The 24,614-nt window shown below is 72.0% G+C and carries 24 protein-coding genes and 1 pseudogene; 12 read left to right on the top strand and 13 right to left on the bottom strand.

The window, feature by feature from the left end; translation table 11 throughout:
- Nucleotide 1 precedes the first annotated feature (1 nt).
- Nucleotides 2-649, bottom strand: coding sequence for a hypothetical protein (locus AB0C38_RS20405; RefSeq protein WP_360675372.1), 648 nt, complete (start codon nucleotides 647-649; stop codon nucleotides 2-4).
- A gap of 100 nt (nucleotides 650-749) precedes the next feature.
- Nucleotides 750-1,187, bottom strand: coding sequence for a hypothetical protein (locus AB0C38_RS20400; RefSeq protein ID WP_360675369.1), 438 nt, complete (start codon nucleotides 1,185-1,187; stop codon nucleotides 750-752).
- Nucleotides 1,188-1,642: 455 nt separating this feature from the next.
- On the opposite strand from AB0C38_RS20400, the gene AB0C38_RS20395 reads away from it, so the two are divergent.
- Nucleotides 1,643-2,791: a hypothetical protein gene (locus AB0C38_RS20395; protein ID WP_360675366.1), complete on the top strand. Its 1,149-nt coding sequence runs from the start codon at nucleotides 1,643-1,645 to the stop codon at nucleotides 2,789-2,791.
- 5 nt (nucleotides 2,792-2,796) lie between these two features.
- The gene (locus tag AB0C38_RS20390) at nucleotides 2,797-3,054 is read left to right on the top strand and encodes a hypothetical protein (RefSeq protein WP_360675363.1); all 258 of its coding nucleotides are present in this window, start codon (nucleotides 2,797-2,799) and stop codon (nucleotides 3,052-3,054) included.
- Here AB0C38_RS20390 and AB0C38_RS20385 read toward each other — a convergent pair.
- Nucleotides 3,051-3,821, bottom strand: a complete 771-nt coding sequence (locus tag AB0C38_RS20385; RefSeq protein ID WP_360675360.1) for a TetR/AcrR family transcriptional regulator — start codon at nucleotides 3,819-3,821, stop codon at nucleotides 3,051-3,053. The genes AB0C38_RS20390 and AB0C38_RS20385 overlap by 4 nt on opposite strands.
- A 66-nt stretch (nucleotides 3,822-3,887) precedes the next feature.
- Between AB0C38_RS20385 and AB0C38_RS20380 the strand changes: the two are divergent.
- Nucleotides 3,888-4,300, top strand: a pseudogene (locus AB0C38_RS20380) (DUF1992 domain-containing protein).
- Here AB0C38_RS20380 and yidC read toward each other — a convergent pair.
- Both yidC and AB0C38_RS20370 read right to left on the bottom strand, forming a co-directional pair.
- Nucleotides 4,283-4,939, bottom strand: coding sequence for a membrane protein insertase YidC (gene yidC / locus AB0C38_RS20375; protein ID WP_360675357.1), 657 nt, complete (start codon nucleotides 4,937-4,939; stop codon nucleotides 4,283-4,285). The pseudogene AB0C38_RS20380 and the gene yidC overlap by 18 nt on opposite strands.
- 65 nt (nucleotides 4,940-5,004) lie before the next feature.
- Nucleotides 5,005-5,271: a DUF6412 domain-containing protein gene (locus AB0C38_RS20370; protein ID WP_360675629.1), complete on the bottom strand. Its 267-nt coding sequence runs from the start codon at nucleotides 5,269-5,271 to the stop codon at nucleotides 5,005-5,007.
- 99 nt (nucleotides 5,272-5,370) lie between these two features.
- Between AB0C38_RS20370 and AB0C38_RS20365 the strand changes: the two genes are divergently transcribed.
- The 4 genes from AB0C38_RS20365 (at nucleotide 5,371) to AB0C38_RS20350 (ending at nucleotide 8,765) form a co-directional block, all read left to right on the top strand.
- On the top strand, nucleotides 5,371-6,492 hold the full coding sequence (locus AB0C38_RS20365; protein WP_360675355.1) for a metallophosphoesterase: 1,122 nt from the start codon (nucleotides 5,371-5,373) through the stop codon (nucleotides 6,490-6,492).
- Nucleotides 6,493-6,619: 127 nt separating this feature from the next.
- On the top strand, nucleotides 6,620-7,270 hold the full coding sequence (locus AB0C38_RS20360; RefSeq protein ID WP_360675352.1) for a DUF998 domain-containing protein: 651 nt from the start codon (nucleotides 6,620-6,622) through the stop codon (nucleotides 7,268-7,270).
- Nucleotides 7,267-8,061, top strand: a complete 795-nt coding sequence (locus AB0C38_RS20355; RefSeq protein ID WP_360675349.1) for an alpha/beta fold hydrolase — start codon at nucleotides 7,267-7,269, stop codon at nucleotides 8,059-8,061. Before AB0C38_RS20360 ends, AB0C38_RS20355 begins: the two co-directional genes overlap by 4 nt.
- A gap of 56 nt (nucleotides 8,062-8,117) precedes the next feature.
- The gene (locus AB0C38_RS20350) at nucleotides 8,118-8,765 is read left to right on the top strand and encodes an HAD family hydrolase (RefSeq protein ID WP_360675346.1); all 648 of its coding nucleotides are present in this window, start codon (nucleotides 8,118-8,120) and stop codon (nucleotides 8,763-8,765) included.
- Here AB0C38_RS20350 and AB0C38_RS20345 read toward each other — a convergent pair.
- Entirely contained in the window at nucleotides 8,755-9,222 is a 468-nt protein-coding gene (locus tag AB0C38_RS20345; protein WP_360675343.1) for an NUDIX domain-containing protein, read from the bottom strand. The genes AB0C38_RS20350 and AB0C38_RS20345 overlap by 11 nt on opposite strands.
- A 114-nt stretch (nucleotides 9,223-9,336) precedes the next feature.
- Here AB0C38_RS20345 and AB0C38_RS20340 point away from each other — a divergent pair, with 114 nt between their 5' ends.
- Complete coding sequence (locus AB0C38_RS20340; RefSeq protein WP_360675340.1) at nucleotides 9,337-9,789, top strand: DoxX family protein; 453 nt, start codon at nucleotides 9,337-9,339, stop codon at nucleotides 9,787-9,789.
- 28 nt (nucleotides 9,790-9,817) lie between these two features.
- On the opposite strand, the gene AB0C38_RS20335 is transcribed toward AB0C38_RS20340, so the two are convergent.
- From AB0C38_RS20335 to AB0C38_RS20315, 5 genes are all read right to left on the bottom strand, one after another.
- The gene (locus AB0C38_RS20335) at nucleotides 9,818-10,420 is read right to left on the bottom strand and encodes an ATP/GTP-binding protein (RefSeq protein ID WP_360675337.1); all 603 of its coding nucleotides are present in this window, start codon (nucleotides 10,418-10,420) and stop codon (nucleotides 9,818-9,820) included.
- Nucleotides 10,401-10,772, bottom strand: coding sequence for a DUF742 domain-containing protein (locus AB0C38_RS20330; protein WP_360675334.1), 372 nt, complete (start codon nucleotides 10,770-10,772; stop codon nucleotides 10,401-10,403). Before AB0C38_RS20330 ends, AB0C38_RS20335 begins: the two co-directional genes overlap by 20 nt.
- Nucleotides 10,769-11,188 carry a roadblock/LC7 domain-containing protein gene (locus tag AB0C38_RS20325; RefSeq protein WP_360675331.1) on the bottom strand — a complete coding sequence of 140 codons (420 nt, stop codon included), beginning with the start codon at nucleotides 11,186-11,188 and terminating at the stop codon, nucleotides 10,769-10,771. The genes AB0C38_RS20330 and AB0C38_RS20325 overlap by 4 nt, the downstream gene beginning before the upstream one ends.
- Nucleotides 11,188-13,710 carry a nitrate- and nitrite sensing domain-containing protein gene (locus tag AB0C38_RS20320; RefSeq protein WP_360675328.1) on the bottom strand — a complete coding sequence of 841 codons (2,523 nt, stop codon included), beginning with the start codon at nucleotides 13,708-13,710 and terminating at the stop codon, nucleotides 11,188-11,190. Before AB0C38_RS20320 ends, AB0C38_RS20325 begins: the two co-directional genes overlap by 1 nt.
- A gap of 586 nt (nucleotides 13,711-14,296) precedes the next feature.
- Nucleotides 14,297-14,950: a transcriptional regulator gene (locus tag AB0C38_RS20315; protein ID WP_360675325.1), complete on the bottom strand. Its 654-nt coding sequence runs from the start codon at nucleotides 14,948-14,950 to the stop codon at nucleotides 14,297-14,299.
- A gap of 198 nt (nucleotides 14,951-15,148) precedes the next feature.
- On the opposite strand from AB0C38_RS20315, the gene AB0C38_RS20310 reads away from it, so the two are divergent.
- Nucleotides 15,149-17,005: an AMP-binding protein gene (locus tag AB0C38_RS20310; RefSeq protein WP_360675322.1), complete on the top strand. Its 1,857-nt coding sequence runs from the start codon at nucleotides 15,149-15,151 to the stop codon at nucleotides 17,003-17,005.
- Here AB0C38_RS20310 and AB0C38_RS20305 read toward each other — a convergent pair whose 3' ends face one another.
- Nucleotides 17,006-17,905 (bottom strand): SDR family oxidoreductase, encoded by a 900-nt coding sequence (locus tag AB0C38_RS20305; protein WP_360675319.1) that lies wholly within the window; start codon nucleotides 17,903-17,905, stop codon nucleotides 17,006-17,008.
- A gap of 352 nt (nucleotides 17,906-18,257) precedes the next feature.
- Between AB0C38_RS20305 and AB0C38_RS20300 the strand changes: the two genes are divergently transcribed.
- Nucleotides 18,258-19,505, top strand: a complete 1,248-nt coding sequence (locus AB0C38_RS20300; protein ID WP_360675316.1) for an MFS transporter — start codon at nucleotides 18,258-18,260, stop codon at nucleotides 19,503-19,505.
- A 329-nt stretch (nucleotides 19,506-19,834) separates the two neighbouring features.
- Entirely contained in the window at nucleotides 19,835-21,286 is a 1,452-nt protein-coding gene (locus AB0C38_RS20295) for a GGDEF domain-containing protein (protein ID WP_360675313.1), read from the top strand.
- A gap of 7 nt (nucleotides 21,287-21,293) precedes the next feature.
- Here AB0C38_RS20295 and AB0C38_RS20290 read toward each other — a convergent pair whose 3' ends face one another.
- On the bottom strand, nucleotides 21,294-22,202 hold the full coding sequence (locus tag AB0C38_RS20290; RefSeq protein WP_360675310.1) for a hypothetical protein: 909 nt from the start codon (nucleotides 22,200-22,202) through the stop codon (nucleotides 21,294-21,296).
- Between the two features lie 163 nt (nucleotides 22,203-22,365).
- On the opposite strand from AB0C38_RS20290, the gene AB0C38_RS20285 reads away from it, so the two are divergent.
- Entirely contained in the window at nucleotides 22,366-24,519 is a 2,154-nt protein-coding gene (locus tag AB0C38_RS20285) for a phospholipase (RefSeq protein ID WP_360675307.1), read from the top strand.
- Nucleotides 24,520-24,614: the final 95 nt, after the last annotated feature.

Raw genomic sequence — 24,614 nt, 5'->3', positions numbered from 1 at the left:
CTCACCGGCGGTGGCGGCCACCGCCGCAGCCGTGGTGGTCCGCAGGGTGGCGACCGCCGGACGTCGCCTGCCAGTCGTGCCCACCGCCGGGGCGGCCGCGCGACCAGATCGAGACGTCCGGGATCTCGTGCCGCACCGGAGCCGCCTGCTTCGGCGGCTGCTGCGGTTTCACCTTCTCCACCGTCTTGCCGACGCCCTTCCCGACGATCTTGACCGCCTTCGCGAGCTTTCCGCGATGAGCGGGCGTGAGTCCGGATTTCGATTCCGACACCACGGCAGCCGGGATGATTCCGCCCGGATCGACGGATGGGTCTACGGATTCCGGAGTCGGCTTCGCGGGCGGCACCACGACTTCCGCGGGGAACGGCACCAGCGCGGCCGCCGGGGGTTCCAGGCCGACCGGCGGCCAGGCCGCTCCCGCGCTCCGCTCGACCGGCATCGACACCGCCGTGGCGACCCCGCCGGTCAGCGCCAGCGCGCCGGCGACCACGGAGAACACCCGCAGCCGGGCCAGGGATCGCAGCGCCTGAGGTTTCTCCCGGTGCCGCGCACCGGCGCCCGCGATGCGGTAGCGGTCCTCCGCCGCGGCGGACCGGACCAGCAGTTCGGCGACGGTGACCGTCTCACCGCGCGGTGCCCTGCGTGCCATCAAACCCTCCACCCTGGGCCGACCGGACGCAGTGCCCGCGTCCGGTCGGCCGATCATAGGAATGGTTCAGGTTCCTGTAAAGGCTCGCTCACCCAGAGTTTCAGCCGAGCCGGCCGGCCCCGTCCACGCGCAGCACGGTGCCCGTGGTGAACGGATTCGCCAGCGCCTGCAGGGTCGCAGCCGCGAGCGCTTTCGCGAGGAACACGACCGCGCCGCCTTCCCGGAATCTCGCGGCGAAGTGCTTGGCCAGCATGAGCGGCCCGTTCGCCGGGGCGCCCGCGAGCGTGACCAGGTAGCCGAGTTCCCCGTCTTCGGCAGCAAGCGCTTTCAGCGACGATTCATCCCCGAGATCCCCGAATATGGCGCGAATACCGGGAACGTCGATCCGCGCCGGATTCCGCCCGGCCAAGGCGACTTCGGCGCCCGCAGCGTGCGCGACCGTCGCGCGGTCGCCTCCGACTGCGAAGGCACGCTGCGGATAGCGTTTGCGGAGAGCATGACGGCCGGGCTGCTCGCGCCCGTGCTGCGCACCTGGCACCGGCGGCCCGAGCCGAGGTGGTGGGGCGCGAGGAGATCGTCGACGCGCTGGCCACCGACCACCCGCATGGCGGTACCGATGGCCGACCTGGTCGGGGTGCGCGACGTGGGTGATACGAACGAAGCAGGCGGCGACGGCGGCGCAGCTCGCGGCGGCCGGGCTCGGTGTGGCACTGGCCCCGACGACGGCGCGGACGTGAGGCACCGCGGGATCGCCGTACCCGGTGTCCTGCGGGACAGACTCTCCTCAGCGACCCGTTAAGTCCTCGTGAATGTGACAGATTCCCTACGAAGGTTTTGTGCCATCAGGACGAACTTCTCTTCGCGACCTCGATTTCGCTGTGCCATTCGCCAAAGTTTGGTTCCATCGGATAGCTTGCTCCTACCGGCCAGTACCGGCGGTGGGGCCGATCGGGTGAGGCGATCAGCGAGAGATCGAGGGAAGCGGGGACGACCATGCCGAAGCACCGGCCACGTCGCAAGGGCACGCGCGGGGTCCGCCGCACCGCGGCCGCGCTCGCCGGCGGCGCGCTCGTCGTGCTGCCCACGCTGACCACCGGCCTGCCCACGCCGGTCGTCATCGCCGGCGCCGGGGACGTCCTGCCCGACCAGGCCGCTCCGCTGCAGCAGCCGAACATCGTCATGCCGCCCATCGCCGTCGACGGCAGCCTCCCGCAGCCGCCGGTGCCGATGCCGCTGGTCGTGCCCGGCGGGCACGCCGGATCCGCGGGCATCTCGGGGCCGCTCGGCATCCCGGCCAGCATGCTCAAGGCGTACAAGAACGCCGCTGACATCCTCGCCAAGGAACAGCCGAACTGCCACCTCGACTGGGCGCTGATAGCGAGCATCGGCCGGATCGAGTCGAACCACGCGCGCGGCGGGTACGTCAACGGCGCCGGCGACACCCTCGAGCCCATCCTCGGCCCGGTGCTCAACGGCGCCGGCGCGTTCGCCGCGATCCCGGACACCGACGGCGGCAAGTACGACGGCGACGCCGTCTGGGACCGCGCGGTCGGCCCGACGCAGTTCATCCCGGCCACGTGGAAGGGCTACGCCTCCGACGGCAACGGCGACGGCGTCTCGAACCCGAACAACATCTACGACGAGGCGCTGGCCACCGGGCGGTACCTCTGCTCGGGCGGGCTCGACCTCTCGACGGACGCGGGCCAGCGCATCGCCGTGCGCCGCTACAACAACTCGCAGTCCTATGTGGACACCGTGCTGGCGTGGGCCTCGGCCTACCGCGGCGGCGTGGCCCAGCTGCCCGACAGCGAGGTGCCGATCGGCGCCCCCGGTGCCCCGGACGCGGCCGCCGCGGGCGGTCCGGTCGGCGTGCCCGCCCCGCCGGCGCCGCCGGTGACCGACCAGCCGCCGGGCTCGCTGCCCGGCACGTCGACGTCGCCGACGAGCACGTCGCCGTCGTCGTCCACCCCCACCACGACGCCGGGTACCCCCACCACGGACCCGACGACAACTCCGCCGGCTTCCTCCACTACGCCGCCGCCGGAGACCACGACCACCACCCCGCCGGAGACGTCGACCACCACCGCGGCCGACTCGCCGAGCACGCCCACCGAAACCACCACGACCAGCTCGCCGGGGTGAGACCCGTGGAGCCGTTCCTGGTGCACATCCGCTGCGACACCGACGGCTACACCCATGCCGTCACCGAGGACGAGTTCGCGACGGGCCGCCACGACGGGCGCTTCCGCGCGGTGTGCGGGCACGTGGTGCTGGCGGCGCCGATGATCGAGGCGCCCGGCCGGTTCGACCCCGTCTGCCGGGACGTCCTGCGTGGCGGCGCCACCCCGGAGCCCTCGGTGCCCCGGCAGGAACGCCGCCGGTCGAGGTGGCGGAGCCGGCGCTAGCCGACCAGCGCCTGGATGCCGTCGAGCATGCGGTTCAGGCCGAACTCGTAGGCCGTTTCGCCCTGGGCTTTCGCGCTCTCGTCGAAGCCGCCGCCGAGCCAGATCCGGTTCATCGCCGGGTGCGCGTCGACCGCGAAGTAGTTCTCCCAGAACGTCGACCGCTGGTGCCACCAGGCCTCGGTCGACTGCCCGGTGCTGCGTTCGAGCCGGGTGTTCTCCGCGCCGAGCGCCGCGTTCGCGTCGACGTACGTGCCGATCCCGTTGGCCGCCGCCACGGACTGCCGCGGTGACAGGCCCAGGTCGTCCATGATGGACAACAGGTACTCCTGCCCGGCCAGCTGACCGGGCCCGAGCGGCGGCCGGACGCGCGAAACCTCGCACAGCCACGGGTGGCTGCGGTACGCCGCGCGCGTCCGCTCGGCGTAGAGCGCGACCTGCTCGCGCCAGTCCGCCGGGCGCGGCTCACCCGGACCGGGCAGCCGCCGCTCGACGAGCACGTCGTCGACCATCAGGTCGACCAGCTCGGCCTTGCCGGGCACGTAGGTGTAGAGCGTCATCGTGCCGGCGCCGAGCTCCTTGGCGACGCGGTGCATCGACGCGGCGGCCAGCCCGTCGGCGTCCGCTACCGCGATGGCCGCGGCGACGATCCGCTCGATCGTCAGCGTCGGACGGCGGCCCCGGGTCGGCTCGGCGGTGCCGCCGCGGGCGCGCCAGAGCAACGCGAGCGTCCGGTCGACTTCTTCGGCGCCAGTGCGTTCGGCGGTCATGCGGTCCCCTCGCTCCTCCGGCGCGATCCTACCCGGGCAGGCCGTCCCACCTGGCATTCTGGAGGCATGACCCGACGCAAACCGCCCAAGGTCTCCTTCCGCTGGTGGGTCGACCGGCAGATCGGCGAGGCCCACGAGCGCGGCGAGTTCAACGACCTACCCGGCACCGGGAAGCCGCTGCCGAAGCCCACCGGCAACGACGCGGCGACCGACTGGGTGCTGCGGCAGGTCCGCGCCGGCGGCCACGACACGAAGGCGTTGCTGCCGCCGGCGCTCGCCCTCCGGCGCGAAGTCCAGGACCTGCCGGCCCGCTCGCCGGCGAGCGGGCCGAAGCGCGGGTGCGGGAGCTCGTCGCGGACCTCAACGAGCGGATCCGCCAGGCCTACCTCAACCACCACACCGGCCCGCCGCTCACCGTGGCGCTGGTGGACGTCGAGGAAGCCGTCGAGGACTGGCGGCGCTCACGAGCCGCGTCGTAGCAGCGCCCGTTCCGCCGCGGTCCACGCCGTCGTCGTGAGCAGGTAGATGCCGGCGGCCTGTGGCACGACCAGCGTCGCGAGCACCGTGCCGTAAGGCAGCAGCCGCAGCAGCTTCCCGCCGGCGACCTGCGCGGTCGCGTCGCGGTGGCGGTCCTGCCAGCGGACCGAGAACCAGGCGACGACCGCCAGCCCGGCCGCGATCGCGAACACGAGCGGGCTGCCGGCCAGGCCGTGCGCGCCCAGTGGCGTCCCGAACAGCGTCGCGCCGAGCAGCGAGTTGGGCTCGCCGCCGACCGCGGGCGTCGTGAAGAGCCGGTACATGACCATGAAGAACGGCAGCTGGAGCAGCATCGGCAGGCAGCCGGTGAACAGCGAGGCCCCGGACTCCTGCTGCAGCTTCGTCATCTCCTCGGCCAGCCGGTCCCGGTCGCGGCCGTGCTTGGCCCGCAGCGCCTGGATTTCCGGCATCAGCGTGGCCCGGGCGCGCTCGCCGCGGGCCGCCGAGCGGGCGAGCGGGTGCAGCAGCAGCCGTACGCCGAGGGTGAACAGGACGATGGCCAGCGCGGTCGAGAGCGGGCCGGTGAGCGTGTGGATCAGGTGGTACGCGCCTTCGACGGGCACGTCGAGAAAGCCGGACATGGGCAGCACTCCGCAAGAGTGGAAGGGATGTGGGTGAGCGGAATGGCTGCGTTTCGGAGGTGGTCCTACGCAGCCGTGCTGCGGGAACCGGGTGCTCGTGGCCTGCTGCGTCCCGGGGCGCCGGGGTCGCGCAGGCGGATCGATTCGGCGCGCCGGGCGCGCCGGCGCAGGGCGGTGACGCGGCTGCGCGCCGGCGTCGACCACAAGGCGAGCTCGCTGCTGTGCGTGCTGCCGACCAGCAGGACGACCAGGAGGCTCGCGGCGGCGAGGGAGGCGAAGGCGACCAGCGCCGTCGGGCTGGTCAGGACGGGGAACGCCAGCTCCAGCAACATGTTCACGGTGGTCGTCCCCCTTTCCTCCGAGACCCCAGAGTAGCGGAACCGGGGTCCGGCGGTCCGAGGTAACAGCCCGATGGGCTGTAACCTGGTTCGATGAGAGGCCAATTCGTCGTCGTGCCGATCCTGGCGCTGCTCCTGCTGTTCACCGTTCCCTGGTGGACGCTCGTCCTCGCGCCGGACTGGGGCACGGCGGCCACGATCGCCGGCACCGCGGTGTTCGCGCTGGGCCTGGTGACCATGCCGGTCGCCATGGTCCGCGGCCACGGGCGGCGCCAGCGCGACGGCGGCGCCCGCCTCGGCGACTCGCTGCTGGCTGTGATCTGGGTGCTGTTCAGCTGGTCCGTGCTGAGCCTGGTGCTGCGCGTGGCGCTGCTCGGCGTCGACGACCCGGCGCGGTCGCGGATCGTCGCGGGCGTGACCTTCGTCGTGGCGGCCGGACTGCTCGTGCACGGCAACCGCGTCGCCATGCGGGTGCCGCCGGTGAAAGCGACCGACGTCGTCATCCCGCGGCTCGGCCCGGGGCTCGACGGCCTGCGCGTCGCCGTCCTCACCGACACCCACTACGGCCCGATCGACCGGACGAAGTGGTCGGAGAAGGTCGTCGCGGCGGTCAACGCCCTCGAAGCCGACGTCGTCTGCCACGCCGGCGACCTCGCCGACGGCGCGGTGGCGAAGCGCCGCAAGCAGGTCGACCCGCTCGGCGGCGTCCAGGCCGCGCTCGGGCGGTTCTACATCACCGGCAACCACGAGTACTTCGGCGAGGCCCAGGCCTGGCTCGACCACATGGCCGGGCTCGGCTGGGACACCCTGCACAACCGCTCGACGCTGCTGGAACGCGGCGGCGACCGCATCCTGTTCGCCGGCATCGACGACCCGACCGGAGCGGCGTCCGGCCTGCCCGGCCACGGCCCCGACCTGGCCCTCGCGCTGGCCGACCGGCCCGCCGACGTCCCGGTGGTGCTGCTCGCGCACCAGCCGAAGCAGGTGCGCGAGGCCCGCGAGGCCGACGTCGACCTGCAGATCTCCGGGCACACGCACGGCGGCCAGATCTGGCCGTTCCACCTCCTGGTGCGCCTCGACCAGCCGACGCTGTCGGGCCTGACCCGGCACGGCCCGACCCAGCTGTACAACAGCCGGGGCACTGGGTTCTGGGGGCCGCCGTTCCGCGTCTTCGCGCCCAGCGAGATCACGCTCCTCACCCTGCGCCGGGGATGACGGACGCCGTGAAGGGCACCTTCAGGGACAGATAAGCCCTGAAGGTGCCCTTCACGGCGTCTTCGGTCGCCTCCGACAATTTTTTTTGTCTTGACAGTTTCAATCGTCGGGTGTCAGGCTGTTCCGCATGACCACCACCGCGATCCGCCCTGAGACCCTCGCTCCTTCGACCACTCGCGGCCTGCTGACCTGCGGGATCCTCGCCGGGCCCGTCTTCGTCGTCACCGGCGCCGTCCAGGGCCTGACCCGCGCCGGCTTCGACTTCACGCGGCACCCCGCGAGTGTCCTGGCGAACGGTTCGCTCGGCTTCCTCCAGATCACGAACTTCCTGGTCACCGGCCTGCTGACGATCGCGGCCGCCGCCGGGATCCGGCGCGTCCTGCCCGGCCGGTGGGGGCCGAGACTCCTGACGGTCTACGGCGTCAGCCTGCTCTGCGCGGGCGTCTTCCGCGCCGACCCGCAGGACGGCTTCCCGGTCGGCACGCCGGCCGGCCCACCGGCGTCGATCAGCTGGCACGGGACGCTGCACTTCGCCGTCGGCGGCCTCGGCTTCGCCGCCCTGGTCGCGGCCTGCTTCGCGATCGGCTCGCACCTCACGCCCGCGCGAGCGTGGTACTCGCGGCTCAGCGGGTTGCTGTTCCTCGCGGGCTTCGCGGGCGTAGCGTCCGGTTCGACGAGCCCGGCCGTCACCCTCGGTTTCTGGGCGGCCGTGGTGATCGCCTTCGCCTGGCTCGCCACCACGTCCGTCCGGCTGATGCCGCGAGGAGAGTCCCGATGAGCACCATGGTTTCAGCCGCCGACGGCACGAAGATCGCCTACACCCGCGCCGGCTCCGGCCCCGCGCTCGTCCTCGTCGACGGCGCGATGTGCTACCGCGGCTCGTCCCCCAACGACGCGCTCGCGAAGGAGCTGGCCGCGCACTTCACCGTGTACACCTACGACCGCCGCGGCCGGGGCGAGAGCACCGACACCGGGCCGTACGCGGTCGAGCGCGAGGTCGAGGACATCGCCGCGCTCGTCAAGGAGGCGGGCGGGGAGGCGTTCCTGTTCGGCATCTCCTCCGGCGCCGCGCTGGCACTGGAAGCGGCCCGCAGTGTCCCGGTGACGAAGCTGGCGCTGTACGAGCCCCCGTTCGTCGTCGACGACACCCGCCCGAGCGTCCCGGCCGACTACCCGGCCCGGCTCGACTCCGCACTGGCCGAGGGGAAGCGCGGCCAGGCGGTCAAGATGTTCATGACCGAGGGCGTCGGCCTGAGCGGCGCGATGGTGGCGATGATGCGGATCATGCCGTTCTGGGCGAAGCTCAAGCGAGTGGCCCACACGCTCCCGTACGACACGGCGTTCGTCGTCGAGCACCAGTCCGGGAAGCCCCTGCCGGCGGCATGGCCGGAGGTGAAGGTCCCGACGCTCGCGGTGGACGGCGGCCGCAGCCCGGCCTGGATGCGCAACGGGGTGTCATCGCTGGCGAAGGTGCTGCCGTCGGCGCAGTACCGGACGCTGCCGGGCCAAACGCACATCGTGAAAGCCGCGGCGCTGGCCCCGGTGCTGACCGACTTCTACCTGAGCTAGCCACCCTCGTCACAACCCCCTTGCCCGGTCGATCACCGACCGGGCAGGGTGCAGGCGTGCCCACCCGCGCCCTGGTCTTCGACTTCGACGGCACCCTCGCCGACACCGAGTCCGCCGTCCTGCAGTCGTGGCGGGAGGTGTTCCGCGACCACGGGGTCGAGCTGCCGATGGAAGCCTGGTACGCCGTCATCGGTACGCAGCACACGACGCCCGCGATGTTCGCCCTGCTCGCCGAGCACGTTCCCGGCATCGACCCCGAAGCACTGCGGCCGGTCACCAGGGCCCGCGTGCTGAAACTCCTCGAAAAGCTCGGCCCGCGCGAAGGCGTCCGAAGCTACCTCGAGACCGCGAAGCGCCACGGCCTGAAGCTGGCCGTGGCCTCCAGCTCGTCCGGGGCCTGGGTGAACCCGCACCTCGAACGGCTCGGCATCGACGGCTACTTCGACGCCGTCCTGACCGGGGACCGCCACAAGGCCAAGCCCGATCCGGACCTCTACCTGGCCGCGCTCGCCGCGCTCGGCGCCCAGCCCCAAGAGACCATCGCCTTCGAGGACACGCCCCACGGCGTCACCTCCGCCAAGGCCGCCGGGCTCACCTGCGTCGCCGTGCCGAACGCCATCACCGAGAGCCTCGACTTCGGCCAGGCGGACGTCGTGCTGCCGTCGTTCACCGCCAAGCCCCTCGAGGCGCTGCTCAGCCGCTGACCAGCGCCAGCAGCCGGTCCAGGAACGGCAGCTGGCCCTTCACCAGCTTCTCGCGCGCGAGGTCGAGGGAGAACCACGCCACCCGGTCCACCTCGGGGAACTCCTGCTGCTTGCCCGAGCGCGGCGGCCACTCCATGGAGAACGTCCCGGGCACGACCGTCGCCGGGTCGAGGTCGGCTTCGACCGCCCACGCTGTGACGACCTTGCCGCCCGACTGCTTCACCTCGCCCAGCGGGACGTACTCACCGGCCGGCGCGGGCAGGCCCAGCTCCTCCTCGAACTCGCGCCGCGCGGCGTGCTCCGGCGGCTCGTCCGGATCCAGCTCGCCCTTCGGCAGCGACCACGCCGCCGCGTCCTTCTTCGCCCAGAACGGCCCGCCCATGTGCCCGAGCAGCACTTCGACGTCCTCGCCCCGCCCGCGGTGGAGCAGGAGCCCGGCACTGCGTTTGCCCGCCATCGACACAGTCTCCCGAAACTCTTCCAAGATTTTTTCGCGGGGCTGTCGATCCGGGGAGAACTCACTCGACGCCTAGGCAGAAGGCAAAGAAGAACCCAGGGAAGGAACCCCGCAATGACCACCACGATCGCCCCCAAGACCCAGACCGCCGCCACCACCACCGCGACCAAGGCCGCCCCGGTCACCGGCGTCGTCGTCGGCGCCTCGCGGATCGTGATCTCGTTCCTGTTCGGCTTCCACGGCTTGCAGGGATTCGGCTTCTTCGGTGGCATCGACGGCCAGGGCGGCGGCGTCCCGTTCGGCTCGTTCCCCGGCTGGTGGGGCAGCGTCTTCGAATTCGCGGGCGCCCTGCTGCTCTTCTTCGGCCTCGCCAGCCGCCCGGCCGCGATCCTGCTTTCGGGCGTGATGGCCTACGCCTACTTCACCGTGCACGCGCCGATGGGCCTGCTGCCCCTGCAGAACATGGGCGAGCCGGCCGCCGTCTACGCGTGGATCTTCCTGCTGTTCGCCGCGATCGGCCCGGGCCGCTTCGCCGTGGACACGCTCATCAAGCGCCACCGTCGCTGACGAAGACGCGGGACCGAGCGCGGTCCGATCAGTAGCCGCCTTGGGCGGCCGCGAGGTCGGACCGCGCCATCACGTGTTCCATCAGGCTGGTCAGCACCTGCTTCGTCGACTCGCGCTCGCGGGCGTCGCACAGCAGCAGCGGGACGTCCATGCCCACGTCGAGCGCCTGCCGGACCTCCTCGGTGCCGTAGCGGTACCCGCCGTCGAAGCAGTTGACGCCGACGACGAACGGCAGGTTGCGACGCTCGAAGAAGTCGACCGCCGCGAAGCAGCTGTCCAGCCGGCGGGTGTCGGCCAGCACGACGGCGCCCAGCGCGCCCTCCGCCAGCTCGTCCCACATGAACCAGAACCGGTCCTGCCCCGGCGTGCCGAACAGGTACAGGATCAGGTCCGGGTTGATCGTGATGCGGCCGAAGTCGAGCGCGACCGTCGTGGTGGTCTTCTGCTCGATCCCCGAGAGGTCGTCGACCCCCTCGGACGCGGTCGTGATGACCTCTTCGGTCCGCAGCGGCGGCACTTCGCTCACCGAACCGACCATCGTGGTCTTGCCGACCCCGAACCCGCCGGCGATGAGTACCTTGACCGCGGTCGCGGTCAGGTTCCGCCGGGGGTCAGAGTTTCCGGATGCCATCAAGGACCGCCTGCAATACGTGTCGGTTGGGGGTTTCCTGAGCCGGTGCCGCGGTACGGAACAGCACCAGGTTCTGCTCGATCAGGTCGCTGAGCATCACCTTGACCACGGGCAGCGGCAGATCGACCCGCGCGGCCACCTCGGCCACCGAGACCGGCCGCTGGCACAGGGCGATGATCCGCGCGTACTCCGGCTCGAGCATGCCCGCCTCGTGCGCCGTGCGCAGCGCGACGACGAGCGTGATGAGGTCGAGCCCGAGCGTGTCCGACCGGGTGCGGCCGCCCGTGACCGCGTACGACCGGACCAGGGGGCCAGCCTCGTCGTCGAACCAGGCTTCGTGCCGTCCGCTCATGGCGACGTGGGCAGAACGCCGGCGTTGGAGCGCGGGGCCGAGGTGAGCACCTGGCCGACGCGCTTCACCATCAGGTTCATCTCGTACGCGACCAGCCCCATGTCCGCGTCTTCACGGGCCAGCAGGGCGAGGCAGGCGCCTCGGCCGGCCGCCGTAACGAACAGGAACGCGTGGTCCATCTCGACCATCGTCTGGCGGACGTTCCCGCCGCCGAAGTGCCGTCCGGTCCCGCGCGCCAGGCTTTGGAACGCCGAGGCGACCGCCGAGAGGTGCTCGGCGTCCTCTTCGGAGAGGTTCCCCGACCTGCCGATGAGCAGGCCGTCCGAGGACAGGACCACCGCGCGATCCGCCCCGGCGACCCGCTTGACGAGGTCGTCCAGCAGCCAGTCGAGCTCACTGACGCCTGAGTTGGCCATTACTCGCGCTCTCCGTACCTGTCGTCGTTCTCAGCCGGTTCTTCGTCACGGGCCCGGCGGGTGCCCTGCTGGAAAGCGGACAGCCTGCTGCGGGCGGATTCCGGCGAGTCCAGCCTGACCTCTTCGCGTTCCTGTACGGGCCTATCTTCCCGCAACTGGGGCACGAGGCTCTGCTGGCGTCGCCGTTGCGGCAGCGGTGGGCGGCCGGGCGCCTCCGGGCGGCGCGGCTGCTGCGGCCGTCCTTCGGACACCGGCTGCTGCGGCCGGCCTTCGGACACCGCGGGCCGCGGCTCCGACGGCGGCCACACCGGCTGCTGTGCGGCCGGGCGGGCCGGCCGCGACGCCCGGGTGGGCGGCGAGGGCGGGCGCACCGGGACGACCGGCTGCGCCTGCGTCGGCTGGCTGACCGGCTCGGAGACGGACCCGACGGGGACCGGCGTCGGCACGGACGGCGGCTGCGCCGGCACCGCCACCGGCGGGGCGGGCGGGACCGGGTCGGGCTGGGACACCGGCATCGGCGGCTCGGTCCGGTGGCGGGGCTGGCGGCGGACCGGCCGGCGCAGCGGCGCGACCTCGTCGTTCACCTGCTCCTGCTCGACCGGGTTCGGCACCAGCTCCGGCTTCGGCGGGGTGATCGGCTGCTCCGGCTCGGACTCCGCCAAGGGAGCCAGCAGGTCGGTGCGCACCAGCACGATGGCCCGGGTGCCGCCGTAGGCCGACTCCCGCAGGTGCACCTGGATGCCGTGGCGGGCGGCCAGCCGCGCGACCACGAACAGGCCGAGACGCGGTTCGTCGGACAGGGCCATGATCCCGAAGTCCGGCGGGTCGGCCAGCAGCACGTTGATCTCTTCGGTCTGGTCCGGCTCGAGCCCGAGGCCCTGGTCCTCGACCTCGATCACGACGCCCTTGCCGACCACGTTGCCGCGGACCTCGACCCGCGACTGCGGCGGCGAGAACGACGTCGCGTTGTCGATCAGCTCGGCGAGCAGGTGCACGAGGTCGCCGACGACCGGGCCGCGGATGGCGATCTGCGGCAGCGCCGCCGTCTTGACCCGGGCGAAGTCCTCGGTCTCGGCGGACGCGCCGCGGACCAGCTCGGCCAGCCCGACCGGGTTGCGCCACTGCCGGCCCGGCTGCCCGCCGCCGAGGATGATCAGGTTCTCGGCGTTGCGGCGGGCGCGGGTCGAGAGGTGGTCGAGCTGGAACAGGGTGTCCAGCTGCTCCGGGTCCTCCTGCTTGCGCTCGGCCTGGTCGAGCACCTTGAGCTGGCGGTGCACGATGACCTGGCTGCGGTGGGCGATGTTGAGGAACACCGCCTTGGTGCCCTCCCTGGTCTTCGCCTCGTCGATGGCGGCCGCGATGGCGGTCTGCTGCGCCTTGTTGAACGCGTCGGCGACCTGGCCGATCTCGTCGGTGCCGTGGTCGAGGAAGTGCCCGCCCTCTTCGAGGTCGACGGGCTCGCCCGCCCGGACCCGGGCGACCAGCTCGGGCAGCCGGACCTCGGCCGCGTCGAGGGTGTCCTCGCGCAGCCGGTGCAGCCGGCCGATGAGCCGGTTCGACAGCCGGACGGCGACGAACACCACGAAGACCGCGAACAGGACGGCGATGACGCCGGCGATCAGCGACTCGGTGAAGGTCGAGTCGGCGTCGTCGATCGCGGCCTGGCTCGCCTTCGAGCTCTGCAGCACGAAGATGCCCGAAAGGGCGTCGCCGACGAGCCGGGCGCTGGTGCGCCACTGGTCCTGCGCCACCGGCAGCTTCGACAGGTCGCCGCGCAGGAAAGCGGTTTCGACCTGGGTCACCGTCTGCCACGGCTGACTGGCCAGCAGCTGGTCGTACTTCGCCTTGACCTCGGGGATCATCTTCGGCGCCGACGCGTCGAGCTGGGCGTGGTAGGCACCGACCTGGCCGACGTAAGTGCGGAACTCGTCGTTGCCTAGCCCGCCCGCGGCCAGCCCGGCCGCGGCGAGCGCGTCACTGCGCTGCATCGCGTCCGCCGCGGTGAACAGCGGGATGGCGGTCAGCCGGTCGAACGCGTTCTGGGCGCCACGGGCGTTCTGCGCCAGTCCGGCCAGGCCGTCGGTGAACTGGTCGATGATCTTGTTGTAAAAGGTGTAGGCCTGGAGCAGTTGCACCTGGCCGCTGTCGACCGCCTGGCGGGTCTGCGGCAGCTGCTGATAGAGCGCGAAGAACGTGGCGATGTTCTTCTGGACGCTCGGCGGAGTGTCGTCATAGCCCGCGAAGCTGTCCCTCAGGTACTCGATCGTCTTCGCGGCGTTCTGGTCCGTCTTGGGGCGGACGGCCGCGAGCACGGCCCGCTGGTTGCCCTGGCCCGCGAGCAGGCTCAGGGTCGCTTGCCGTTCCTGCTGCAGCGCGCCGAAGAACGGGATCGACGGAGCTTCCGAGCCCCGGATCCGGTTGACGTAGTCACGACCGGTGACCGCGTCGTAGATGAGGTAGCCCGCGAGCGCCACCCCGACGAGCAACAGAGCCACACTGGGGATCAGCGCGATGGTGAGCACGCGCTTCCGAATCGAGGATCCCCGGTTGCGTCGAAGAGAAATCTGCTTCACCTGGGTCCGTTTTCCTTCCGGCAGTACATGGTTTCGGGTCGCCCGAGGCGTTCGACACCCGGATTCCGACCAGCCGGATCAACATCACCGTGGTCTGCTTCGCCCGCGACGACGTTAGGAGGCCCTTCAGGGCGCGTCAAGTCCGTGGCGATAACGTGATCTTGGAACGGTGACCCGTCCACACTTACTGCCTGCGCTTGGAAAGTCCACCACCGAAAGTCGTGACGTTCGTCCCAGCGCTACTTCCGTTCCGTCCCATGGGTGCAGGCTGTTCGGTGGTGCGATCGACCCAAGCGCCGGAGCGGGAGCCGCTACGTACGAACGCGGCGAATCGTTCGGTGAGAAAGGTCACGACATCGTCCACTCTCGACCTTCCGGGCCCTTCGTCCGGCACAACAGCCCTCCGTGAAGCGGAAATGCGCGGCATTCGACACCATCGCCTCGGATTCCCCGGAGGGCGAGCCGGAATTCCTCCTATTCCGCATATGTGGTGGTCCGAGCACTCGCCGTGGCCCCGGAACCGGTTCCGGGGATGTCAGCTCCGGAACTCGCCGGCGAGGGTGTTCCAGAACTGCAGCTCGTAGCTCTGGAAGAGCCGGGCGCAGAGGTGGGCTTCGCGCTCGTCGAGGCGGCGCGCGTCGAGCCCGGCCTGGATGGCGGCGAGCGCTTGTTCTTCAATCTCCGGAACGTCCGCGGCGAAGAAGTCGAAGAACGCGCAGGCGTCGTCGGCGAAGCCGTAGTGCTCGCGCATGCCGGCGGCGACGTCCGCGCAGTACCGGCCGAAGGCGGCGAAGTTCGCGAAGATCCCGGCCGCGGCCGCCGACGACTCGCCGTTCAGCGCGAGCCACGCCACGTACGCCGGGTAGGCCTGGCAGCCCGCGCGCGGCCGTTCCTTCCCGTGGTCCGGACCAGTGGCCGCGAGCAACGCGTCGAGCATCCCGTTCGCCTGCTGCTCCCCCGGCGCGAGGCCGCCGAAGAAGGTGCGCGCGTTCGGCTCGTCGGCACGAGCGGCGAGCGCGTGGAAGCTCCGCCAATCGCTGAGCGTGATCCGCTTCTCCTCCGCGGCGAGCGCGGCGAACACCGCGCGCGGCGCCCGGCCCGCGGTGATCAACGGGACGAGCAGGTTGTCGTCGCGCGGTGCGAGCTCCTTCTGGATCTCGTCGAGCAGTGCACGAGCCGAACGCGTCATCGGTTCCCCCCGGAGTCAGCCGTCCCCTCCATTGAAGCGCGGTTCGCGCGCGGAAGCCCGTGTGCACTGTGGACAGTCGTGGGGAGCTGACCGTGCGAGGCCGTGTGAAGGGGGTGTCTGACGTGGCCGCGATTCTCTATCCACCCGGCCCGGGAGCCCCTACAGTGTGGCCATCCGCAGCATCCGAGGAGGCCAGCGTTGACCACCCCGTCCGTCGCCGAGCAGACCGAAGGCCTGACGATCCCGCGGCTGCTGCACCGCAACGCGGTCGACTACCCGGACCTGCCGGCGATCACCTCGCTCGACCTCGAAGGCAAGCCGACGCTCAGCTGGCTGGAGTTCCGCACCGCGATCGCGGAGGTGTCCCGCGGCCTGGCCGGGCTCGGGCTCGCCGCCGGTGACCGCCTGCTGATCATGGCGCCCGGCTGCCCGGACCACATCGTCGCCGACCTCGCCGCGACGCACCTGTCCGCGATCCCGTGCACCGCCTACGCCACGCTCAGCCCGGACCAGATCCGGTTCGTCGCGCGGCACAGCGCGGCCCCGGTCGTGGTGCTCGGCGGCGAGGCCGAGCTGACGCGCTGGCAAGGGGTGCTCGGAGACCTCCCGGCGCTGCGCCACATCGTCGTGATGGACGCGGCCGCGATCCCCGCCGGCGACGACCGGTTCCTCTCCTTCGCCGACCTCCGCGCCCAGGGCCGGGAAGCGCTTGCCGCCGACCCCGACGTCTTCGAACGGTCCTGGCAGGAGATCAAGCCGGACGACCCGCTGTCCATGATCTACACCTCCGGCACGACCGGCGACCCCAAGGGCGTCGTGCTGTCGCACCGCAACGCGATCCACCAGGCGTACGCGGTGACGGAGCTGCACCACCCGCCGATGCACGCGACGAACATCGCGTACCTGCCGCTCGCGCACATCGCCGAGCGCGAGCTGTCGATCTACCTGCCGATCGTGTGGGCCGGGCACGTGCACACGCTCGCCGACCCTTCCGGCGTCGTCGGCGCGCTCGGCCAGGTGCACCCGGAAAGCTTCTTCGGCGTGCCGCGCGTGTGGGAAAAGATGGTCGCCGGGCTGAAGAACATGCTCGGCGGCGTGCCGGAGGACCGGCGGACCGCGTTGCTGCAGGCGAACGAGCTGCTGCAGCAGGGGTACAAGCTGCGCAGCGCCGGGCAGCCGGTGCCGGCCGAGCTCGCCGAGAAGATCAAGCAGACCGACGAAGCCGCGCTCGCCCCGATCCGCGCGCTGCTGGGCCTGGACAAGGTGCTGGTCGCCTCCAGCGGCGCGGCCGCCCTGCCGGTGGAGATCATCTACTTCCTGGCCGGCCTCGGCCTCGAGATCTGCGAGGTCTGGGGCCTCTCGGAGACGACCGGGGCGGCGACGTCGAACTCCGGTGAGTCGTTCCGCGCGGGCACGGTCGGCAAGCCGCTCGCCGACATCGAGGTGAAGATCGCCGAAGACGGCGAGCTGCTGGTGCGCGGGCCGATCGTCTTCCTGGGCTACCTCCAGGAGGACGGGACGATCAAGGACGCCACCGACGCCGACGGCTGGTACGCCACCGGCGACATCGGCACGATCGACGAAGACGGCTTCGTGACGATCACCGACCGCAAGAAGGAACTGATCATCACCTCGAGCGGCAAGAACATCGCGCCGACCCGCGTCGAGGGCCTGCTCAAGGAGCACCCGCTGATCGGCCAGGCGGTCGCCATCGGCGACGACCGGCCGTACGTGACCGCGCTGATCGTGCTCGACGACGAGATCGCGCCCGGCTGGGCGACGGCGAACGGCGTCGAGGCGGCACCCGAGGAGCTCGCCGACCACCCGGCCGTGCGGGCCGAGCTGGAACGCGCGGTCGAGTCGGCGAACAGCAGGCTGGCCCGGATCGAGCAGATCAAGCGCTACCACGTGCTGCCGAAGGCGTGGACGCCCGAGTCCGGCGAGCTGACCCCGACGCTCAAGCTCAAGCGCCGGGTCATCAACGACCGCTACTCGACCGACATCGAGGCCCTCTACGCGGCGGTGCGCGACCCGGAGCCGGCCGCGGGTTCGTAGTCAGGCCGTACGGGGCGAGGTCGTCTCCGTCCACTTGCGCAGCCGCGGCGGGACGCGCTTTTCCAGGCCGTAGTTCTCCAGGTGGGCGGAGAAGACCTCGTCGAACGCCTTCTGCACGGTCTCGGTGTCCCACACCGGGCGCTCGAGGATCGGCTGCTTGAGGAACGGCTGGCCCATGACGTGCAGCTGCGGGCCGTTGCACCGGATCATCTGGCCGGTGATGCCGTGCGAGCCGTCGCCGAGCAGGAACAGCACGACGGGCGCGATCCGGGACGGCGTGCGGTCCGGCGGGCAGGCGCGCAGCGAGCGTTCGGACTTCCACACCATCCGCGTGTGCGCGAGCGGGCAGACGGCGTTGACGCGGATCCCGGCCTCCTCGAGGTCGAGCGCCCAGGAGTAGGTCAGCGACGCGACCGCGCCCTTGCTCGCCGCGTACACGCCGAGCTTGCGCTGCCCGAGCGACGCCCCGGACGAGATGTTGACGATCGAGCCGCCGGTGCCGGCGGCGACCATCGCCTTGATCGCGGCCAGGCCGGTGTTCACCACGCCCATGACGTTGACCTGGACGAGCTCGGCCGCCTGCTCGGCGTCGTCCTCCCAGGGCAGCGCCTCGTAGTTCAGGCCGGCGTTGTTGACCAGCCCGTCGATCCCGCCGAACTCCTTGACGCACAGGTCGACGATCTCCTGCGCCTCCCCGGCCTCGGCCACGCTGTGCCCGCTGGCCACGGCGCGGCCGCCGTGCGCGCGGATGTTCTCCGCCGTGCGCTCGGCCAGCTCGACGTCGATGTCGTTGACGACCACCGACCCGCCCGCGCGCGCGAGGTGCACCGCGAAGGCCTCGCCCAGGCCACGGCCGGCACCGGTCACCACGACCGCCTTGCCCTGCATCAACCCGTCCATCGTCATCTCCCCGCTCTGCGCGCGCCGGCGGCGGCGCGGTCCGTCCACCCCGGCCGGCTCTGCGTCCAGTCTTGGCCCATTCGGTCCAGTGGGGCAGCGTCGCGACGACGAGCGGCCGCCGCTCTGCGCCGAGCGAATCCGGTTCGATCAGTCCGGAGGTACCCGCGCGCCGGTCACGGCCAATCCCGGCCCCTCATCGCCGCAGGTAACCCGATCGGTTCCGAAGGGAGCGGGGACGCGCGTTCCGGGGACACCGGCGCGTAGTCGGCGGCATACTGTGAGTGCTTCCGGGTGGCCGACCGTGACTCCCCCGGACGGGGTCGTCACTGGCGAGGCACAATGCGGACGGTCCATGTTCACTCGATCGGGGGACGGTGGTTACGAGGTGACGACGCGCGCGAAGCCCCGGCTCCGGGCCGTCCTGGCCAACCGGGAGTTCCGCGCGCTGTGGTTCGCCGAGACGCAGTCGATGCTCGGCGACCAGCTGACCATCGTCGCGCTGGCCATCCTGATCTTCGACCGGACCGGGTCGCCGCTGCTCTCGGCCGTCGTCTACTCGCTGACGTTCCTGCCCGCGCTGGCCGGCGGGCTCGGGTTGTCCCAGCTCGCGGACCGGTTCCCGCGGCGCGCGGTGCTGGTGACCGGCTCGTTCGCCCAGGCCGTGCTGATCGGGCTGATGGCCGTGCCCGGGATGCCGATGGGCTGGCTGTTCGTCCTCTTCGTCTTCGCCCGGCTGGCCAACGCGCCGGGCAACGCGGCGCAGAACGCGCTCGGCCGGGAGATCTTCGCCGACGACGACGTCTACCTGCAGAGCCAGGACCTGCGCGGGATCACGAACAACACGGCGATGCTGGCCGGGCTCGCGGCCGGCGGCCTGCTGGTGACCGGCCTCGGCACGTCGTGGGCGCTGGCGATCGACGCGGCGACGTTCCTGGTCGCCGCCGTCGCCGTGCGGCTGATGGTCCTGCGGCGACCGGCCGCGGGGGACGGCGGCGCCCCCTGGTTCGGCGCCGTCCGGCAGGTTTTCGGCGACGAACGGCTCCGCGTGCTGCTCTACCTGTCGTGGCTCGTCGGCCTCGCGGTGATCCCGGAGGGCCTCGCCGCGCCGCTCGCCGCACAGCTGGACGCGGGCGAGGCGGCGGTGGGCTGGCTGCTGGCGGCCGATCCGCTGGGCTTCGTCGTCGGGACGTTCCTGCTTTCGCGGTTCGTCTCGACGGAGCACCGACGGCGGCTGCTGGGCGTGCTGGCCGCGTTGCCGCTGGCCGCGCTGGCGGCGTTCGCGCTGCAGCCGAACCTGGCGTTCGCGCTGGTCCTGCTCGCGCTGGCCGGGGCGACGGGCGCGTATGTCATCACGGTGTCGGCCACGTTCATCACGTGGGTGCCCAACGACATCCGGGGCAGCGCCGGCGGGCTCTACCGGACCGGGCTGCGGGTGGCCCAGGGCGTGGGCGTCGGCATCGGCGGGCTGGTCGCGCAATGGCTCGGGTCCGCGCACACGACGATCGCGCTCGCGGGGGCGGTGGGACTGCTGCTGGCCGTGCCGGTCGCGCTGTCCTGGCGCCGGGTCGGCGGTGCGGAACCGGAGCGACGGCCGTCATGAGCGGGGAACGGGTTCTCCCGGGGACGGATCACCAGTCACGGTTGGCCATCGGGTGCCACCTCTCCGTGCGTGCAAGATCATGAATGGCATTCGCGGACGTCGTGGGCGACAATTCGCGGGTGGTTCAGAAGTCGCGGTTGCGCATGGGGGCCACCTCCGGGCGGGGAGAGTCTCGCAGAACCTTTTGCGCCGCGTTCCCGGCAGTTCCTCCGGGGCCTCGGCGGTTCCGTTCCTGTGGGATGGTACCCGGCCGGGGAATGCGTGAACACTCTGCCAGGTACCGATGAGATTACTCAGGTCGGCGACTACGCCGGAAAGGAGGTGACCAATTGCATCCAGGACCGGACGGCGACCCGGGCGCGGCGGACGCGCCGCCGCCGCGGAAGGCCGACACCGACGAGGCTACCGCCCATGACCCGGCCGAACCGGGCGTGACCACGGACGGACCAGTGACTACGACCGGTGGTCCACTCGCGACCGCCCGCACCGGCCACCCCTACCGGCCGCGCAACTGGGCCCTGTGGCGCCGCCGGCCGGTGCAGGTCGCCTTCATGCTCGTGGCCGAAGCCGTCGCGGTCGCGATTCTCGCCGTCGCGTTCGCGCGCTCGCCGATTCCGTCCGGAAACGACTGGATCAATTTCGCGATTCTCGCGGCGGGTGCCACCGTGCACATTCAGCTGACGCAGCGTCAGGAAGAACGACGGCGAAACCGGACCAAAACGGTCCTGATCGACCTCACCGCCGTCTGGACGTTTTCCGCCGCGATGATCCTGCCGATACCGCTCATTCTGTTCGTGATCGCGGTGATCCGGGCGCAGCACTGGTTCATCGCCCGGCGGCCGGCCCACAACTTCGTTTTCTCGTCGATCACGCACGGCCTCGCGGCCACGCTCGCGCACGTCACCTACACGTCGCTGGGACCCCACCTGCTGGGGCCGCCGGACTGGGGCGGCTTCCTCCGCGAGTTCGGCACGATCGTCCTCACTGGGGCCATCTACGAGGCCATCCAGATCGCGTACGTGGGCGGGGTCCTGCTGCTCGGATCCCCCGCCGGACGCACGGTTCGTAACGTCCTCGGCAGCCCCGCCGACAACACGCTCGAAGCGATCACCATCGGCCTGGGCGCGGTGACCGCGATCCTGCTCGCCGCCGTGCCGCCGATGGTGGCGGTGATGGCCGTGGTCACCGTGGTCTTCAATCGCCTCGCGGAACTCGACCAGCTCCAGAACGACGTCCGGACGGACCCGAAAACCGGGATTCTCAACATGCGCGGCTGGTCGGAGTCGGCCGAGCGAGCACTGGAACGGACCGCTCGATCGGGTGATCAACTGGCGCTCCTGATGGTCGATCTCGACCACTTCAAGTGGATTAACGACACCTATGGACATCCGGCGGGCGACGACGTGCTCCGGACGGTTGCGCAAACCCTCGACGAAGTGACTCGGCCGAGCGACTTGGTCGGCCGTTTCGGCGGTGAGGAATTCCTCATTCTGCTCCCGGACATCGACGAAGAGTCGACCTGGGACGCGGCCGAGCGGATACGTATTGCGATTGCCAAGTTGCATATCGTGACAACGGACAAGCGCGGCGACCCGGCAACGATCGCCGACCGGACCACGTCGATCGGGGTGGCCCGCCATCCGCGCCACGGAGACACGCTGGAGCGGTTGCTGCAGTCGGCGGACGCGGCGGTGTACTTGGCGAAGGAGAACGGGCGGGACCAGGTGTGTTTCGCCCCGGACACCCCGGGAGGCGGGCTCCCGGCTCCGGCGGAGCCGTAAGGACTGCTCAGGCGCCCAGCCGGACCGTGAGCTCCCGCTTCACCAGCACCTCGGCGGAGGTCCCGGGCGCCGCCGGGTCGAGCCGCAGGCGCTCGCCGCGATAACCGGCCGACTCCAGCCGCAGCACGCGGGCGCCCGGCGCCGGGCGGGGGTGGCACCAGTGGCGGACGAGCCCGGTGCCGTCCGGGTCCTTCGCCAGGATGAGGTACTCGTGACCGAGGTCGTCGCTCACCCGGCCGAGGCCGTTCCACCACAGCGCCCGCAGGGTGAGGTTCGCGCCATCGCGCCCGAGCTCGACCGGCGGGTCGGCCCGGACGTCGACCCGGAACCCGCTCTCGCCGACCCGCACCGAGCGGACGTCGAGGAAGCCACTGCCGGCCTCGAACCGCGGGGCCAGGACCTCCCGGCCACCCTCACCGGCCTCCGGCCGCGGCAGCAGCGCAACCACCACCAGCTCCGCCGCCCGCCGCCCGTCCTCGCCGTCGGGGGCCGGAGGCACTCCGCGCAGCTCGTCGAAAAGGAGCCGGCCACCGACGGCCTCCGCCCAGCCCAGCGCCGCCGCCCGCAGGCCCGGCTCCGCCCTCAGCCGGTCGAGCAGCGCGCCGCGCCACCTTCCGCTGTACCGCGAAGCCCGGACCAGGCGGGCCACCTCCGGACGAAGCACCTCCGGACCGAACAACCCCGTCATCGTCCGGTCGAGCGCCCGCAGCTGCGCGGCCAGCACGACCCGCGCGACCTCCGAGGGACAACGGACAGCCAGCTCCGAAGGCGAGCACTCACGCAACGCGGAAGCAAGCACCCCCAGCTCCGGGGAAAGCAAACGCAAAGCAGCCCCCGGCGCGAGCCGGCGCAACGCGCACACCACGTTCTCCACGGGCACGGCGGGCCGCACGCCGCCCGGATCGGTCGAGCCCACCGCACGCCCTCCTGGTCCGCCGCACCCCCACGCCCAGTGTCACGGCCGAAACCCCGCCGCGGAACGTAAGAAGGGGCAGACCCCCGCGCCACCCGATCGGGCAGAACCGGCTCGGGGGTTATCCCGGTGTCGCCGCCGTGGCGGGGCTGGCACCCTTGAACCCATGCCAGCCCCGACCGAGCCGTCTCGTGTCCGCCGACCCTGGTCGACGTCCGGCTGGCTGCTGCTGGTCCTCCTGGTCGTGTTCGCCTTCGGCCTGATCGCCTCGCGCCCGCCGGCCCCGCCGGACCAGGGCCCGCCCACCGGGGACGTGCTCGCCGCGCAGAACGCCATCGAGGCGCTGGTCCACCCGGGTGCGCACCCCGACGCCCTCGCGCGGCTGCCGAAGGACTTCACCGCGCTCAGCGGCGTCACCCCCGGCGCGATGCCCGCCCGCGACGGCACGGTCCGCGCCGTCCACGTCGACGGCGGCTGCTCGACGCCCTGGGGCGACGACAACACGAAGTGGGACTACGCCGTGCCGTGCAAGTCCCACGACCTCGGCTACGACCTGCTGCGCTACGCCGACCGCAAGGGCCACCCACTCGGCCCCGAGGTCCGCGAAGCCCTGGACAACCGGCTCTCGACGGACATGCACCACGCCTGCGACCTCAACCCGATGGACTCCGCGGGCACCTGCCGGATCGTCGCGTCCCTCTACTCGGCCGGCCTGGTCGTCAACTCGTGGCACCAGCGCTGGGGCCCGCCGGTCGGCGACCCGATCGGCCCGATGGTCGCCGGCGTGCTCGTCATCGCCTGCCTTTTGGTGGTCCGGCTGCGCGGCTGGCTGCGCGCCCGCCGCGAGCCGCGGGTGCCGGTGGCCACCGCCGTCCCGGCGTCGGTCAGCCGGTGGGCGCTGCTCGGCGCGGGCGGCGTCGTCCTCCTGCTCGTCGGCGAGTCGGTGACGGCGCTCGCGCACTGGGCCGGCGCGCCCGAGACGTCGCTCTGGCCGCTGACCTGGCTCGCCCAGCTCGTCCCGCTGATCTTCTTCGCCGGCGGCCACGCCAACGCGGCCGGCTGGCGCACCGAACAGGCCGAGGGCGGCGGCTACCGCCACTACCTGGCCGAACGCGCCAGCCCGCTGCTGCGCCCGGCGCTGATCTTCGCGGTCGTCGCCCTCTTGACGCCGCTCGCGCTCGAGCTCCTCGGCAGCCCGGCCGGGACGACCGCGACGGTCATGCGGATCGCGCTGCACCCGCTCTGGCTGCTCGGCGTCTACCTGCTGACGATCGTCTGCGCGCCCCCGCTGCTGACCCTGCACCGCCGGGCCCCGGTGGCCGCGGCGGCCGGCCTGCTGGCACTGGTCGTCGCCGGTGAAGTCGCCGCGAACACGACCGGTTCGCCGTTGCCGCGCTACGCGGCGACGTTCGCCCTCGCGCTCCTCGCCCAGCAACTCGCCTTCGCGCACGCGGACGGCGTTCGCCCGACGCGACGTCTGCTCGCCGCGGCCGCCGCGGCCGGGGTCGCGGGCCTCGCCGTGGCGAGTGTCCTGCGGGACGGGCCACCCGTCCTGCTCGGCAGCCCGGGCGCCCCGGCGGCGTTCTCGGCCCCGCCGTGGGGCGTGCTGCTGCTCGGCCTGGTCCAGCTCGGCGTGCTCGGGCTCCTGGCCGGTCCGCTGACGCGGCTGGGCGACCGGCCCCGCGTCGCCGCCGCGTGCCGGTTCGTCCTGCGCGCGCCGATGAGCCTCTACCTGGCGTTCCTCGCCGGGATGCTGCTGCTCGTCGCCGTCGTCTACCTCCCCGGCCGGATCGCCGACGGGCTGAGCTGGCTGGTCCGGCCGCGCACGCTGGTCGCGGTCGGGCTGCTCGCGGTGCCCGCGACCCTGGTCTTCTGGTGGTTCGAGCGGCACGCCCACGGCGTCCGGCGGCCCCGCGCGGCCGAGCTCCCCGGCCGCCGCACGGTGCTGCTGACCAGGGCCGCGGCCGGCTTCGGCATCGGCTACGCGACGCTCGGCGTGTTCGGCTTCGCGCTCACCCGCTTCGGCGGGGTGGCCGCCGACGCCGATCTGCTGGGCTTGCGGCTCGACCCGATCCAGAGCCTGGTGCACCTGCTGCTCGGGGTGTTCCTGCTGCACACGATCCGGCTCGGCGCAGGCGCGGCGACCGGCACCTGGCTCACCACGGCGCTCGCCTGCGCGCCCTCGCTCCTGTTCGCCGACGGCGGCGGCACGTCCGAGCTCCTCGGCGTCTCCCTGCACGCGGCGACGGCCGGGTTCGCCCTGCTCGCGACGGCGGGCACCCTGCTGCCGGCCCGCAGACCGGCGAACGCGACGTCCTGACCAGGCGAAACCGGCGGACATGCGGGAAACTGGGTGGTGCGTGCCACATTCGCGGGGGGATGTGTAACGCTACGGCAACCAGGGGGAGGCACCAT

Origin of the sequence: Amycolatopsis sp. NPDC048633, assembly GCF_040650695.1 — a bacterium.
Taxonomy (GTDB): domain Bacteria; phylum Actinomycetota; class Actinomycetes; order Mycobacteriales; family Pseudonocardiaceae; genus Amycolatopsis.
This window is presented reverse-complemented; position numbering and strand designations above follow the sequence as displayed.